At 73.5% G+C, this 13,969-nt stretch carries 13 protein-coding genes; 6 read left to right on the top strand and 7 right to left on the bottom strand.

Annotation, left to right across the window (positions count from 1 at the left end; all coding sequences use genetic code 11):
- The first annotated feature begins 52 nt into the window (after positions 1-52).
- The 3 genes from ACYU8I_RS08425 (at position 53) to ACYU8I_RS08415 (ending at position 3,300) form a co-directional block, all read left to right on the top strand.
- Positions 53-979 (top strand): PAC2 family protein, encoded by a 927-nt coding sequence (locus ACYU8I_RS08425; protein WP_460839481.1) that lies wholly within the window; start codon positions 53-55, stop codon positions 977-979.
- A gap of 4 nt (positions 980-983) precedes the next feature.
- Positions 984-1,847 carry an acyl-CoA thioesterase gene (locus ACYU8I_RS08420; RefSeq protein WP_460839479.1) on the top strand — a complete coding sequence of 288 codons (864 nt, stop codon included), beginning with the start codon at positions 984-986 and terminating at the stop codon, positions 1,845-1,847.
- Between the two features lie 97 nt (positions 1,848-1,944).
- Positions 1,945-3,300 (top strand): M23 family metallopeptidase, encoded by a 1,356-nt coding sequence (locus tag ACYU8I_RS08415; protein WP_460839476.1) that lies wholly within the window; start codon positions 1,945-1,947, stop codon positions 3,298-3,300.
- Between the two features lie 27 nt (positions 3,301-3,327).
- On the opposite strand, the gene ACYU8I_RS08410 is transcribed toward ACYU8I_RS08415, so the two are convergent.
- Together ACYU8I_RS08410 and ACYU8I_RS08405 are read right to left on the bottom strand one after the other, a co-directional pair.
- Positions 3,328-4,245: a MaoC family dehydratase gene (locus tag ACYU8I_RS08410; protein WP_460839475.1), complete on the bottom strand. Its 918-nt coding sequence runs from the start codon at positions 4,243-4,245 to the stop codon at positions 3,328-3,330.
- Positions 4,245-5,579 (bottom strand): 3-oxoacyl-ACP reductase, encoded by a 1,335-nt coding sequence (locus ACYU8I_RS08405; protein WP_460839473.1) that lies wholly within the window; start codon positions 5,577-5,579, stop codon positions 4,245-4,247. The genes ACYU8I_RS08410 and ACYU8I_RS08405 overlap by 1 nt, the downstream gene beginning before the upstream one ends.
- A 205-nt stretch (positions 5,580-5,784) precedes the next feature.
- On the opposite strand from ACYU8I_RS08405, the gene ACYU8I_RS08400 reads away from it, so the two are divergent.
- Entirely contained in the window at positions 5,785-7,065 is a 1,281-nt protein-coding gene (locus tag ACYU8I_RS08400; protein ID WP_460839471.1) for an acetyl-CoA C-acetyltransferase, read from the top strand.
- A gap of 17 nt (positions 7,066-7,082) precedes the next feature.
- Here the strand turns inward: ACYU8I_RS08400 and ACYU8I_RS08395 are convergent, their stop codons facing one another.
- Complete coding sequence (locus ACYU8I_RS08395; RefSeq protein WP_460839469.1) at positions 7,083-7,760, bottom strand: TetR/AcrR family transcriptional regulator; 678 nt, start codon at positions 7,758-7,760, stop codon at positions 7,083-7,085.
- 78 nt (positions 7,761-7,838) lie between these two features.
- Here ACYU8I_RS08395 and ACYU8I_RS08390 point away from each other — a divergent pair, with 78 nt between their 5' ends.
- Positions 7,839-8,465, top strand: coding sequence for a maleylpyruvate isomerase family mycothiol-dependent enzyme (locus ACYU8I_RS08390; RefSeq protein ID WP_460839466.1), 627 nt, complete (start codon positions 7,839-7,841; stop codon positions 8,463-8,465).
- A 58-nt stretch (positions 8,466-8,523) separates the two neighbouring features.
- Here the strand turns inward: ACYU8I_RS08390 and ACYU8I_RS08385 are convergent, their stop codons facing one another.
- The 3 genes from ACYU8I_RS08385 to ACYU8I_RS08375 all read right to left on the bottom strand — a co-directional run bounded on the left by ACYU8I_RS08385 (position 8,524) and on the right by ACYU8I_RS08375 (position 11,987).
- Positions 8,524-9,816, bottom strand: coding sequence for an HNH endonuclease (locus ACYU8I_RS08385; RefSeq protein ID WP_460839464.1), 1,293 nt, complete (start codon positions 9,814-9,816; stop codon positions 8,524-8,526).
- A 408-nt stretch (positions 9,817-10,224) separates the two neighbouring features.
- Positions 10,225-10,476, bottom strand: coding sequence for a hypothetical protein (locus ACYU8I_RS08380; RefSeq protein ID WP_460839461.1), 252 nt, complete (start codon positions 10,474-10,476; stop codon positions 10,225-10,227).
- Positions 10,473-11,987, bottom strand: coding sequence for an ATP-dependent DNA ligase (locus tag ACYU8I_RS08375; RefSeq protein WP_460839458.1), 1,515 nt, complete (start codon positions 11,985-11,987; stop codon positions 10,473-10,475). Before ACYU8I_RS08375 ends, ACYU8I_RS08380 begins: the two co-directional genes overlap by 4 nt.
- A 127-nt stretch (positions 11,988-12,114) precedes the next feature.
- Between ACYU8I_RS08375 and ACYU8I_RS08370 the strand changes: the two genes are divergently transcribed.
- Complete coding sequence (locus tag ACYU8I_RS08370) at positions 12,115-12,999, top strand: DNA-3-methyladenine glycosylase family protein (protein ID WP_460839456.1); 885 nt, start codon at positions 12,115-12,117, stop codon at positions 12,997-12,999.
- Here the strand turns inward: ACYU8I_RS08370 and ACYU8I_RS08365 are convergent.
- Positions 12,996-13,943 (bottom strand): SCP2 sterol-binding domain-containing protein, encoded by a 948-nt coding sequence (locus tag ACYU8I_RS08365; protein ID WP_460839454.1) that lies wholly within the window; start codon positions 13,941-13,943, stop codon positions 12,996-12,998. The two genes, ACYU8I_RS08370 and ACYU8I_RS08365, sit on opposite strands and share 4 nt — an antisense overlap.
- Positions 13,944-13,969 lie beyond the last annotated feature (26 nt).

Genomic DNA, 13,969 nt, shown 5'->3' with positions numbered 1-13,969 from the left:
GGCTCGGGCTGTCGTCCCGCCCGGGACGCACCCGGTGCGGAGGAGGTCGGTGGTGAGCCAGTCACGGCTCGTGCACGTCGTCGACGAGGTGGCGGAGGAGGTCGGTGCGGCGCGCGACGACGGCCTCGTCCTCGTGGTCGCCCTCGCCGGCTTCCTCGACGCCGGGAGTGCCGCCCAGCTGGCCGTCGACCACCTGGTGGCCGAGGGCTCCGCGCCCGCGGCCGGCCGGGTCGTCGCGAGCTTCGAGGTCGACGAGCTCTACGACTACCGCGCCCGTCGGCCCCCGATGTCGTTCCTCGAGGACCACTACGCCGACTACGACGCCCCCCGGCTGGTGGTGCGACGCATGGTCGACGACGACGGTCGTCCCTTCCTGCTGCTGCACGGCCCCGAGCCCGACATCCGCTGGGAGGGCTTCGCCCGGGCGGTGCGCGAGGTCGTCGAGCGGCTCGGCGTCACCCTGACCGTCTCGCTCGGCTCGGTGCCGATGGCGGTGCCGCACACCCGGCCGGTGCAGCTGACCCACCACGCCACAGTGTCGCGGCTGCTGAGCCAGCAGAACGTCTGGCGCGGCGAGATCCGGATCCCGTCGTCGGCCCAGGCGCTGCTTGAGCTGCGGCTGGGGGAGTGGGGCCACGACGCGATGGGCTTCGTCGCGCACATCCCGCACTACGTCGCGCAGGCGGCGTACCCCCAGGCCAGCGTGACGCTGCTCGAGGCGCTGGCCGAGACGGCCGGGCTGCGGCTCGGCACCACCGCGCTGCGCGAGGCCGGCGAGGCCCGTCAGGTCGAGATCGCGACCCAGATCTCCGACTCCGACGAGGTGCGCGAGGTGGTCTCCGGGCTGGAGCAGCAGTACGACGCCTTCCACGAGGCCGGCGCGCAGCTGCTGGCCGACGACCAGCCGCTGCCGAGCGGCGAGGAGCTGGGCGAGCAGTTCGAGCAGTTCCTCGCCCGACTCGAAGATCCCGAGGAGTAGCCCCGTGCCCCAGTCCGTCGATGAGCTGCTGCAGCTGCTGGACCTCGAGACCATCGAGAACGACCTGTTCCGCGGCCAGCAGCCCGACACCGAGCTGCAGCGGGTCTTCGGCGGCCAGGTCGCCGCCCAGGCGCTGACCGCCGCGACCCGCACCGTGCCGGAGCAGTACGTCGTGCACTCGCTGCACGCCTACTTCCTGCGGCCGGGCGACACCGCCGTGCCGATCGTCTACGACGTCGACACGCTGCGCGAGGGGCGCAGCTTCGCCACCCGCCGTGTGCTGGCCCGCCAGCACGGGCGGCCGATCTTCGCGCTCACGGTCGACTACCAGATCCCGGAGGAGGGGCTCGACCACGCCGACGCGATGCCGTCGGTGCCGGAGCCCGATGACTGCCCGTCGTTGCCCGAGCTGATGCCGGGCCCGCCGGAGGTCGCCGAGCGCTGGCATCGTGAGTGGTCGACGCTCGACATCCGCTACGCCGGTGACAGCCGCCCCGGCGGCGGGGTCGACGCCGGTGACGTCGCGACCCGCTCACGGCTGTGGATCCGCATCAACGGCCGGCTGCCCGACGACGACCGCACGCAGGTCGCGGCCTTCACCTACGCCAGCGACCTGACGCTGCTGGCGGCGGCGCTGGTGCCGCACGGGCTCTACATCGCCTCGCCCGGCATGCAGGCGGCCTCGCTCGACCACGCCATCTGGTTCCACCGCAGCTTCCGCGCCGACGAGTGGTGGCTCTACGACCAGACCTCGCCGTCCGCGTCGGGCGGGCGCGGTCTCGCCCTGGCCCGGGTCTTCAGCCGTGACGGCCGCCTGGTCGCCACGGTCGCGCAGGAGGGGCTCATCCGGCACCGCACGGGCGAGTAGGGCGCTACCGCACGATTCGGACATCTGCGAGACGACACGCCGTGACCTGGGTTAGTTTCTGCTCACTCGTGTGACGACAGAGACGGATGTGGTGACGGTGTCGACCCCCCTGCGGCGCGTGGTGGCTCCCACCATCGCGCTGGTCCTGGCCCTCGGAGCCGCCTTCGCCGGCCCCTCCAGCTCGGCGGAGCGGCGTACCGACCCCGGACGCGACATCGACGGTCCCGGCTACCAGCTCAAGCCGGCCGACGCCGCCGAGCTGGCCGAGGCCCTCGGCGTCGAGGCGCCGACCGCCCAGGCGGCCCGCACCCGCATGGCGGCCGCCAGCGAGCGCGTCGTCGCAGCGTCGCCCAGCACGGGCCCCGACTTCGAGATGCCCTTCACCTGCGGCTCGTCGTGGACGGGCAGCTCGCGCAGCTCGCACAGCCCGAGTGCGTACGCCATCGACTTCAACGCCCCCGACGACTACCGCAAGCCGGTGCTCGCGTCGGCCCCGGGCACGGTCACGCTGGTGCGGTCGCTGACCTACAGCTACGGCAAGTACGTCGTCATCGACCACGGCGGCGGCTACAGCACGCTCTACGCCCACCTCGACTCGCTCGCCGCGACCGTCGGGCAGCGGGTCGACCAGGGCGACCTCATCGGCCTGCTCGGCACGACGGGTGGCTCGACCGGGCCCCACCTGCACTTCGAGCAGCGCCGCAACGGCAGCTACTTCCCGCCGTACTTCCACCGCGCCACGTGGCGCTTCGGCTCCACCTCCGCCTCGGTCAGCTGCGCCGACCGACCCCTGGTCGGCGACTGGAACGGCGACGGCGTCGACGAGCCCGCGGTCTTCCGACCCCGCCTGACCGGCAGCTACGTGCGCACCCAGCGCGGCACCTCCGCCGGTGACATCCGGTGGGGCGCCGCCGGCGACACCCCGGTGGCCGGCGACTTCGACGGCGACAAGGTCGCCCAGGTCGGCTCCAAGGGCCTCGGCAGCAGCACCTGGAAGCTGCGCAGCGCCTCCGGTGCGACCGCCACCGTGGCCGGTGTCGGCGGCACCGCCGACGTGCCCGTCGTCGGCGACTGGGACCGCAACGGCCGCGCCGAGCTGGGCTGGTACCGCTGGTCCAACCGGACGTTCTCGCTGCGCTGGCCCGACGGCACGGTGCGCACCACCGTCTTCGGCGGCACCGGTCAGACCCCGGTGGTCGGTGACTGGGACGGCAACCGGGTCGCGGAGGTGGGCACCTTCGAGCCGACCACGGCGACGTGGCGGCTCAAGGTCGGCACCACCACCCGCACGCTGGTCTTCGGCCAGGCCGGCGACCTGCCGCTCGTCGGCGACTTCGACGGTGACGGCACCGACGACGTCGGCACCTGGCGTCCGTCGAGCGGGCTGTGCACGATGAAGCACTCGAGCACCGGCCGCACGGTCACGACGTACTTCGGGGCCCGACGCGGCTGACGCCCACGGCCGCGCCCGTCGGCGGGACTACCGCCGCCGGGCACGTCCGAGGAGGTGCGGCTTGCCGCTGCGCGGGTCGCTCAGCGAGAAGTCGAGACCGGTCTCGACGGTGCGCGAGCCGAAGGCGACCTTCCCGGGCAGGAAGACCGGCTTCTTGAACTGCACCTCCACGGTCGCGGCGTCGCCCAGCCGGTTGGCGAAGTGGGCGATGCTGCGGGCCTTGGTCCACATGCCGTGGGCGATCTGGCGCTTGAAGCCCAGGGCCTTGGCGGTCAGCGGGTAGAGGTGGATCGGGTTGTGGTCGCCCGAGACCGAGGCGTAGCGCCGGCCGAGGTCGCCCGGCAGCGACCAGACGGTGCCCGTCCCGGGCACCAGGTCGAGGTCGGGCGGGCTGACCGCCTGGTCGTCGCCGCGACCGACCCGCAGGTAGGTCGAGGTCGACTCCCAGACGGTCTCGATCTCCCCGTGACCAGCGCTGCGGACCGTCGTGACGAGGTCGAACACCATGCCCTTGGGGTGCGCCCGCAGGTCGCGGGCGGTGGCGCTGACGTCGAGCCGCTCGGTCGGCGCGATCGGCCGGTGGGCGGTGATCGCGTTGGCCAGGTGCACGGTGCCGATCGCCGGGAACGGGAACGAGCCGTCGGTCATGATCCCCATGTGCAGGCCGAAGGCCAGCATGTGCGGGTAGGTGAACGGCAGCGTCTGGCTCGGCTCGAACCCGCACACCGCGGCGTACGCCGCGACGTGCGCGGGGTCGATCGCGACGTCGGCACGGTGCAGCGTCAGCAGCGGCAGCCCCTGCTCGACCGACGCGCCCGACTTGCCGACCCCGGGGAGCAGGTTGACACCCGGCAGCACGGGCAGCGCCGCCTTGAGCATCACGCCGACCCCGCCGGGCTCGCCGCGCACCGTGCGGTGGGTGCCGCCGGGCTCCTGCTCGGCCATCAGGCGCCCAGCATCATCTGGCCGCACACCCGGACCACGTTGCCGTTGACGGCCGTTGAGCCCGGGTCGAGGTACCACGAGATCGCCTCGGCGACGTCGACGGGCAGCCCGCCCTGCGACATGGCGTTGAGCCGCTGTCCGACCTCGCGGGTCGCGAACGGCACCGCCGCGGTCATCTGCGTGATGATGAAGCCGGGGGCCACGGCGTTGACGGTGATGCCGGCGCCGAGCTCGGGTGCCAGGGCGTCGACGAGGCCGATCACGCCGGCCTTGGAGGCGGCGTAGTTGGTCTGTCCGACGTTGCCGGCGATGCCCGCGATCGACGCGACGCCGACGATGCGGCCGTTGGGGGCGATCAGCTCCTGCGCGAGCAGCTCGCGGCTGATGCGCTCGGGGGCGGTCAGGTTGACCCCGATCACCTGCTCCCAGCGCTCCTGCTTCATGTTCTGCAGCTTCTTGTCGCGCGTGATGCCGGCGTTGTGCACGATGCCGTGCACCTGCCCGAAGGTCTCCTTGACGTGCTGCGCGATGCGCTGCGGCGCGTCCTTGGCGGTGATGTCGAGGACCAGGTGGTGTCCCTCGATCTCGCGCATCACGCCCTGCAGCTCGCTCGCGGCCTGCGGCACGTCGATGCCGAGCACCGTCGCGCCGTCGCGGTGCAGCACCCGGGCGATCTGCTCGCCGATACCGCGCGAGGCGCCCGTGACGACCACGGTCTTGCCGGCCAGGGGGCGGGCCCGGTCGACCACGTCGGCGGCCTCGGTCGTGCCGGTCGCCCCGACCCGGGCGACCTGGCCGGAGACGTAGGCGCTCTTCGGGGAGAGGTAGAAGGCCAGCGTCGACTCGAGCGCCTCCTCGGCGCCGGGGGCGACGTAGACCAGGTTGACGGTGGAGCCGCGGCCGATCTCTTTGCCGAGGGAGCGGGTGAAACCCTCGAGCGCCCGCTGGGCGACGCGCTCGCTGCCCTCGAGACCCTCGGGCACGGTGCCGAGCACGACGACCCGGGCGCAGCTATGCAGGCTGCGCAGCAGGGGCGTGAAGAACTCCTGCAGCGCGACGAGGTCGCCCGAGGAGGTCAGGCCGGTGGCGTCGAGGACGAGGCCCTTGTACTTCTGCTCCGGGGTGCCGGTGCGGACCGCGGCGACGCCGAGCTTGTCGAGCGTGGTGGTCACGGGACCCGCGAGCCGGCCGTCGCCGCCGACGACGACGGTGCCGTCGACGAGGGGGGCGCCCTCGTGCCAGCGCTCCAGCGGGGTCGGGTCCGGCAGGCCGAGGTTCTTGACCAGGAACTTGCCGATGGGGGTGGAGGTGAAGAACTGGTACCGGTCGCTCATGGCTTCCTCTACAGTGGGGCTACTCGACAGTACGACGGAAATGTAACGACGCGTGTAACTCCGCGTCCACCTTTCGTGACCTGCCCCTCATGGCGTTCAGTTCGCGGCCCGCGACCGGCACCATGAGCCAGGGTCGACGTGCTGGTACCCGCTCCGGCGGGACCGCCGCAGGCCCGTGACCTCTGACCTCACAGGAGCTGACCCCATGCCGCAGCAGACCCGTCGCGTCGCCGTCCTCGGCGGCAACCGGATCCCCTTCGCCCGGTCCAACACCGCCTACGCCACGGCCTCCAACCAGGAGATGCTCACCGCCGCGCTCGACGGCCTCGTCGTCCGCTACGGCCTCGACGGCGAGCGCGTGGGCGAGGTGGCCGCCGGTGCCGTGCTGAAGCACGCCCGCGACTTCAACCTCACCCGCGAGTCGGTGCTCGGCTCGCGCCTCGCGCCGGAGACGGCCGCGGTCGACCTGCAGCAGGCGTGCGGCACCGGGCTGCAGGCGGCGATCTACGTCGCCAACAAGATCGCGCTCGGCCAGATCGACTCCGGCATCGCCGGCGGCTCCGACACCACCTCCGACGCCCCGATCGCGGTCGGCGAGAAGCTCCGCAAGATCCTGCTCGAGGCCAACCGCGCCAAGACCACCCAGGGTCGGCTCAAGGCGCTGGCGAAGATCCGGCCGGCCGACATCATCCCGTCGATCCCGCAGAACGGCGAGCCCCGCACCAAGCTGTCGATGGGCGAGCACCAGGCGCTCACCGCGCTGGAGTGGCGAATCACGCGCGAGGCGCAGGACGAGCTGGCCGTCACCTCCCACCACCGGCTGGCCGCGTCGTACGACCGCGGCTTCCAGGACGACCTGATCACCCCCTTCAAGGGCCTCGAGCGCGACCAGAACCTCCGCGCCGACTCGTCGCTGGAGAAGCTCGCCAAGCTCAAGCCGGTCTTCGGCAAGGGCGAGGCGGCCACCATGACCGCGGCCAACTCGACCCCGCTGACCGACGGTGCCTCGGTCGCCCTGCTGTCGACCGAGGAGTGGGCCGAGGCGCACGGCATCCCGGTCCGGGCGTACTTCGTCGACGCCGAGACCGCGGCGGTCGACTTCGTGCACGGCGGCGAGGGCCTGCTGATGGCCCCGGCGTACGCCGCCGCCCGGCTGCTGACCCGCAACGGCCTCAGCTTCGCCGACTTCGACTTCTTCGAGATCCACGAGGCCTTCGCCTCGCAGGTGCTCTCCACGCTCGCCGCGTGGGAGGACCCGGTGTTCTGCAAGGAGCGGCTCGGCCTCGACGAGCCGCTGGGCTCGATCGACCGCACCAGGCTCAACGTCAACGGCTCGTCGCTGGCCGCCGGTCACCCCTTCGCGGCCACCGGCGCGCGCATCATCGCCAACGCGGCGAAGCTGCTCGAGGAGAAGGGCTCCGGACGGGTGCTGATCTCGGTCTGTGCCGCCGGCGGCCAGGGCGTCGTCGCGATCCTGGAGCGCTGAGCCGGGACCGGGCCCGGTCAGACGCCCGCGGCGAGCGCCGTCGCGGTGGCGACGACGTAGCGGCGCACGTCGTCGGCCGACACGTCGGCGACGGCCGGGACGCCGGGGGACTGCTCGCGCACCAGCATGCCGACGCGGGCGAGCTGCAGGGCGCCGAGGCCGCTGGCGTACATGTGGTTGGCGAGCAGCTCGGGATCGTCCACGTGGAAGTCGCCGGACTCGTTGCCGGCCGACAACACGTCGCGCAGCGTGGCCAGGCAGGTCGTCATGCCGCGGCCGAGGCGGAACATCGCGCTCTCGCTGATCTCCTCGAGGAGCTCGGGCCCGGGCCGGCGCATGATCGTCATCGCGCAGTCGACGAAGGCCGGGTGGGACAGGCCGAAGTCGATGAACGCCTCGGTCACCGCGACCAGTCGCTCCCGCGGCGTCGTGCCGTGCTGGGCGGCGTCGGCGAGCTGCTGGCCGAGGTCGTCGAGGTAGCTGACCAGGGTGAGCGCGAACAGCTCCTCCTTGCCGCTGAAGTGGCGGTAGATGATGGCCCGGTTGACGCCTACCGCGCGGGCGATGTCCTCCACCTGGGCGTCGCGCACGCCGGCGCGGTCGAAGAGCTCGCGCGTCGCGGCGAGGATCTCGGCCTCCCGTGCGCGGCGACGGGCCGCGGCGGGCTTGCGGGAGGTCGAGGACGTGGCGGACATGGTGCGAGGGTAGTGCAACTGCGAGTTGCACACCTGTGACCGAGAGTCAGGTCACGCCTCCTGCGTAGCCTGCGCGGCATGGACGTGATGCGCGAGGCCGAGCTCGAGCGCCGCGAGCTCCTGGCCCTCCTCGAGTCGCTGACGCCGGCGCAGTGGGCCGCGCCCAGCCTCTGCGACGGCTGGTCGGTGCGCGACGTCGTCGCCCACCTGCTCAGCTACGAGGACGTCGGCTACCGCGAGGTCGGACGGCAGCTGCTGCCGTCCCGGTTCTCCTTCGCCCGGCTCAACCGGCACTTCCTCGACCGGACGCGCGACCTCGGCGACGACGGTCTCGTCGACCGGCTGCGCACCCACCTGCGGCCCTCGGGCATCACCGCCGCCCGCGGCGGCGCCGTCGGGCTCGTCGACGGCGTGGTGCACCAGCAGGACGTACGGCGCCCGCTCGGGCGGCCGCGTGAGATCCCGGCAGAGCGCCTGCGGTACGCCCTGGGCTTCGCCGTCACCGCCCCGCCCCTGCACGGCTTCTGGCACGTGCGCGGCACCCGCGTCGTCGCCACCGACGTCGACTTCGCCCACGGTCGGGGCCCCGAGGCCCGCGGCCCCGGAGAGGCGGTGCTCATGGTGCTCTCGGGCCGCCGGGGCGTCGCCCACGAGCTCAGCGGACCAGGGGCCGCTCGGCTGCAGCGGCGGCTCGCGCGTCGGTGACCCGACTGCGCAGGCCCGTGCGTTAGCGCCGCGACTCACGCACGGACCAGACGACGACCTACGCGGGCAGCTCGGAGCGGAGCCAGGTCTCGAGGTGTGACCAGTCGGCTCGTGGTGGGGGTGGCGGGCCGGGTGGCCTGGGTCGGTGCCCGCGGTAGGTGTGGCCGGTGGGCGTCAGGGTGACGACGCTCCCGTCGAGCTTGGCTTGTTGGGCGAGGCCGGCACGCTCCTTGGCGTGGTTGCAGGCTTCGCAGAGGCCTTGGGCGTTGCTCGCCTTGGTGGGGCCGCGTTCGTTGGCTCGGCGGATGTGGTCGAGGTGGCGGATGGGGGCGTCGCACCAGGGGGTGCGGCACCTCTGGTCGCGCAGGACGAGGAGCTTGCGGAGCTGGCCGGTGAAGGTGCGTCTTCGTGAGTCCATCGCGACGAGGTCGCCGCGCTGCGGGTCGGTGTAGAGCCGGCGCAGGTAGACCTCGGCGGCGTCGCGGACGATGGCGCGGGCGTGGTCGGCGGGGATGGTGGCCTGCAGGCCGGTGTCGGTGACGACCTGGGCGGGTTCGTGGTGCGCGGCCGGGTCGTCGGACCCGAGCAGGGCGGCGTCGGTCATCACGAGTGACACCTCGACCGTCGACTCCGTCGGCTTCCGGCCGAGCAGGCGGGCGACGAGCTCGTCGGCCATCACCTCACCCCGTGCTCGTCCATCGCTCTGGGCGCGGGCGGTGTCGGCGGTGCGGCAGAGCTCGGCCCACACGCTGATCCCGTCGACGACGGGCAGGACGGCGGACAGCCGGGTCATGCCGTCGGGGGCGGGTCGCAGCGAGACCCGGCGTTGCTTCACGGCGGCGGCGTTGCGGCGGACCGCGGCGGCAGGGTCGAGACGCTGCCCGATGAGCCGGGCCTCGGCCTCCGCGCCGCGGTCGGACAGCGCACCAATGCCGCCGGGGCGCTGGCTGAGCTCCCGATCGACCGCCGCGCGGTCTTCGCGCGAGAGCAGCATCGTCTCTTTCGCGATGGAGAACGCCCGGAACTCCGAGGTTTCGCCGGCGGCGAGGGCCTCGTGGGTGTGGGGCAGCTCGGCCAGCGCGTGGGCGAACCCCACGAACCGGCGGGCCTTGAACGGCGACTGTCTCGTGGCGAGCCCCACCTGCGCGGCGACCCCGTCACCCCGCCCGGCTGCGCGTTCGTGGTCGGCGAACGCGACGGTCGCCCTCGCCTGGCAGGCTGCGGCTGCGCCCTTCAGGCGTTCGCAGGCGGCGAGCAGGTCGACAAGTGCCTCGGGTGGGAGGTGGTCGACGTCCTCGGTGCCGAGGCGCGTCACCAGGGTGGCGGCGGCGTCGGCGAGGATGTCGATCATGTGTTCGATTCTAACTGTGCCCGCCGACAAGGTGCGGGTTGTGCACAGGGTCGCGTCCGGGTTGCGGGGTCTCGAGGCTCCTCGCCCAGGGGCTCGTCACACCTCGACCAGCCCAGCTCCCGCGATCGGTGGTCGAGCCTCGAGGCCCGGCGAGACGAGGGGCCTCCCGAGAGAGCGGTGCGTTCATCGTACGGTCTCGAGGCTCCTCGCCCGGGGGCTCTTCGCACCTCGACCACCCATGCGGCGCCCTACGGTGGTCGAGGTGCGAGGAGCGCTAGCGACGAGCCTCGAGACCCGGCGAGGCGACGGCGAGGCCCTTCGGGACGGTCGCTGCGCGACCTCCTCAGGGACCAAGCGACGGTCGCTGCGCGGGAGCAGGGCACGTGTCGCATCTCGGCCGACGCTGCGTCAGGGGAGGAGGCTGACAAAGGCACGGATCGCGGTCGACAACCCCCGGCGCACCGCTCGGAGCCAGGACAACCCTTCGTGACGGGCGTCGAGGTGGGCGAGGACGCCGAACGCCGCGCTACCCACGACGAACGCCACACTCGCGCCGATCAGCACGGCTGGCGGCCAGTCGACGAACCACGAGGTCGCGAGGACCAGGCCTCCGCCCATGCAGAGGAGGAGGGCGGCGAACCATGCCCCGATCGGGGTCACGGCAGGTGGGAGCGGACGGTGGCGAGGGTGTCGGCCTCGGAGGGGGGCTTGTCGTCGCGGTAGCGGAGGACGCGGGCGAAGCGGAGGGCGACGCCGCCGGGGTAGCGGGTGGAGCGCTGGACGCCGTCGAAGGCGATCTCGACGACCTGCTCTGGCCTGACGTGGACGACGTGCCCCTTCCGCGCCGTCTCCAGGGCCAGGAAGCGCTCGGTCTGCCAGGCGAGGATCTCGTCGGTCATGCCCTTGAAGGTCTTGCCGAGCATCACGAAGCCGTCGTCGGTGCGGGCGCCGAGGTGGATGTTGGAGAGGTAGCCGCGGCGTCGTCCGCTGCCCCACTCGACGCCGAGCACGACGAGGTCGAGGGTGTGGCGGGGCTTGACCTTGACCCAGGCCGAGCCGCGGCGGCCGGCGTCGTACGGCGCGTCGAGACGCTTGACGATGACGCCCTCGTGTCCCCGGGCTACGACGTCGTCGAAGAACGCCTGCGCCTCGTCGGCGGAGCCGGTGACGAGCCGGGCGACGCGGTGCTCCTCGGGCACGACGGCGTCGAGGCGGGCGAGCCGCTCGCGGGTCGGCACCTCGACGAGCGAGTCGTCGTCGTGCAGCAGCAGGTCGAAGAAGTACGGCGCCACGCCCGCGGCCCCGGCGTGGGTGGCGGTCGTCGACGCGGTCTCCTGGAAGGGGCGGGGCCGGCCGTCGGGGCCGATCGCCAGCGCCTCGCCGTCGAGCACGAGGTCGCGGGCGGGCAGGCCGCGCACCACCTCGACCACCTCGGGCAGCCGCTCGGTGATGTCGTCGAGCGAGCGGGTGAAGACGATCACGTCGTCGCCGCGCTTGTGCACCTGGACGCGGATGCCGTCGAGCTTGGTGTCGACGGCGACGGCGTCGTCGGGGGCCACCTTGTCGAGCCCGGCGGCGACGTCGGGGGCGGTGCCGGCGAGCATCGGGCGGACGGGCCGGGTGACGACCATGCTGAACTCGCCCAGCGCCTCGACGCCCCGGGTGAGCGCGGCGGCGGCGATCGGGCCGGTGGGGGCGCTGAACATCGCCGCTCGGCGCACCTCGGCCAGGGGCACCTCGGCCGCCCGGGCCACGGCGTCGAGCATCACGGAGTCGAGCGCTCCCTGGCGGACGTTGCCGGTGAGCACGGCGCGCAGCCAGTCCTGCTCGGGGGCGGTGAGCCGGCCGAAGAGGTCGGCGGCGGCGTCGCGGCGGGCGGTGCCCGAGCCGGAGCCGGACAGCGTCGAGACCCTGTCGAGGGTGCGGTCGAGCTCGTCGAGGGTGAGCGACGGCTCGGTCGCGGGAGGCGGCAGGTCGGACAGCGTGCGCCAGCCGAGGCCGGTGCGGCGCTGGCGCAGCGTGCCGGAGAGGTAGGTGGCGGCGAGGTCGAGTGTGTCGGCGCCGCCGGGCGCGGCCTCGCGCAGCAGGTCGGCGATGAGCTCGCGCTTCTCGAGCCGCTTGGACGTGGCGGCGACCTGGCCGGAGACCTCCACGAGGCGGGCGAGCAGCATGCCGGCCAGGGTAGGGCGCCGTGTGCCAGCGTGCCCCGACGACCCGAGCGGACCCGGGGTCGTCGGAGGACCCGCATACCCTGCTGGTGTGGAGGAGCGTCGCTGGCGACCGGGGTGGCCTTGCCCTGTGGAGCAGGTGCTGAAGACGCACCGCCGCGGCCCGGGCGACCCGACCTACCGCACCACCGCCGACGGCGCGACCTGGCGCGGGGTCAACACCCCCGAGGGCCCGGCGTCGCTGCGGCTGCTGCCGCGGCCCGACCTGGGTGAGGTCGAGGCGACCGCCTGGGGCCCGGGGGCGACCTGGGTGCTCGACTCCGTCCCGCGGATGCTGGGCGCCGACGACGACCCGAGCGGCTTCGTGCCGCCGGAGCCGCTGGCCCACGCCTGGCGCCGTCACCGCCACTGGCGGCTCGGCGCGACCGGGCGGGTGATGGAGGCGTTGCTGCCCGCGATCCTCGAGCAGAAGGTGACGGGGCAGGAGGCGTTCGCCGGGTTCCGGCGGATCGTGCACCGCTTCGGCGAGCGGGCTCCGGGCCCGCCGAGCGAGACCGACCCCGTGGTGCGGCTGTGGGTGCAGCCGACGCCCGAGCAGCTGCGGCAGGTGCCGTCGTGGGAGTGGCTCCGGGCCCACGTCGACGGCGCCCGCTCACGCCCGGTGCAGCACGCGGCCCGGGTGGCGACCTCGCTGGAGCGGGCGGGGCTGCTCGCGCCCGAGGAGTTCGACCGGCGGCTGCGCACGCTGCCCGGGATCGGCGTCTGGACCAGCGCCGAGGTGCGCTCGCGGGCGCTGGGCGACCCCGACTCGGTCAGCTTCGGCGACTACCACGTCGCCGCCAACGTGACCTGGGTGCTGACCGGTGAGGTGGGCGACGACGACGACATGGCCGCGCTGCTGGCGCCGTACGCCGGTCACCGCCACCGCGTGCAGCGGCTCGTCGAGCTCGCCGGCATGGGCCGTCCGCGCCACGGGGCACGGATGGCCCCGCGCACCCACCTGCCTGCGCGCTAGCCGAGGTGCCGGGGCTGCGGCGGCCGCATCACGCCGTTGAGGAGGAGCGCCTTCGCCTTGTCGCCGCGCACCTTGAGCGCCCCGCTGAGCACGCCCCGCACGGGGTGCAGCTGGCCGGTGGCGAGGCGCAGGAAGTCGGCTCCGTCGAGGGTCAGGGTGGCGTCGCGACGCTGGCCCTCGGCCGGGTCGTTCTCGATGCGGCAGGTGCCGTCGACGACGTGCACGGTGAAGCGGTCGTGCTCGCCGTCGGGCCGGCCACCGATGCGGAAGCCGATGCACAGGCGCATCCGGGAGGCCCGCTGCGCGTCGATGAAGTCGGGGAAGCGCCGGGTCACCTCCTCGAGCACGATCGGTCGGAAGCTGCCGGCCATGACGCTGCGCATGTGCTCGCCCGACGAGGCGGCGACGGCCGTGGCGACGTCGACGGGGTCGAGCGAGCGGGGGTCGACCGCCTGCTGGCCGCTGCCCGGGACCGTGAAGACGCAGCCGACGTCGAGGGCGAGCAGCTCGTCGCCCGTCAGGCCGAGCCGGTCGGAGAGGTAGAGCAGGGCCGCGTTGGCCTGCCCGGTGACGAGCCGGACGAAGTCGAGCAGGTCGGCGCGGATCACGACGTCGGGGGACGCGCCCGGCTCGAGGGTCACGGTGCCGGCGTCGAAGCGGGCGGTGTGCACCTCGGTGTCGCCGCGCGCCGGACCCCGGGCGAGCTCGAAGCGCACCGTGCCGCGCAGGGACGCCAGCCGCTCGGGATCGGCGAGCTCGGCGAACCGCCCGAGGATCGCCACGACCCCCTCGGCACGGAAGTGCTCGAGGTCGAGCACGCGGCGCAGCGCGTCGTCGTCGGCGGTGCGGATCAGCCCGGTGATCTCGAGGACGTCACCGGTGCGCAGGTAGTCGCGCAGCTCCGGCCGGGACAGCGCGCCCAGCTCGGCGAGGGTGGTCGGCACACCTGGACCATAGTGACCGGGGTCAC

It is taken from the genome of Nocardioides marmoraquaticus, assembly GCF_054777915.1.
This window is presented reverse-complemented; position numbering and strand designations above follow the sequence as displayed.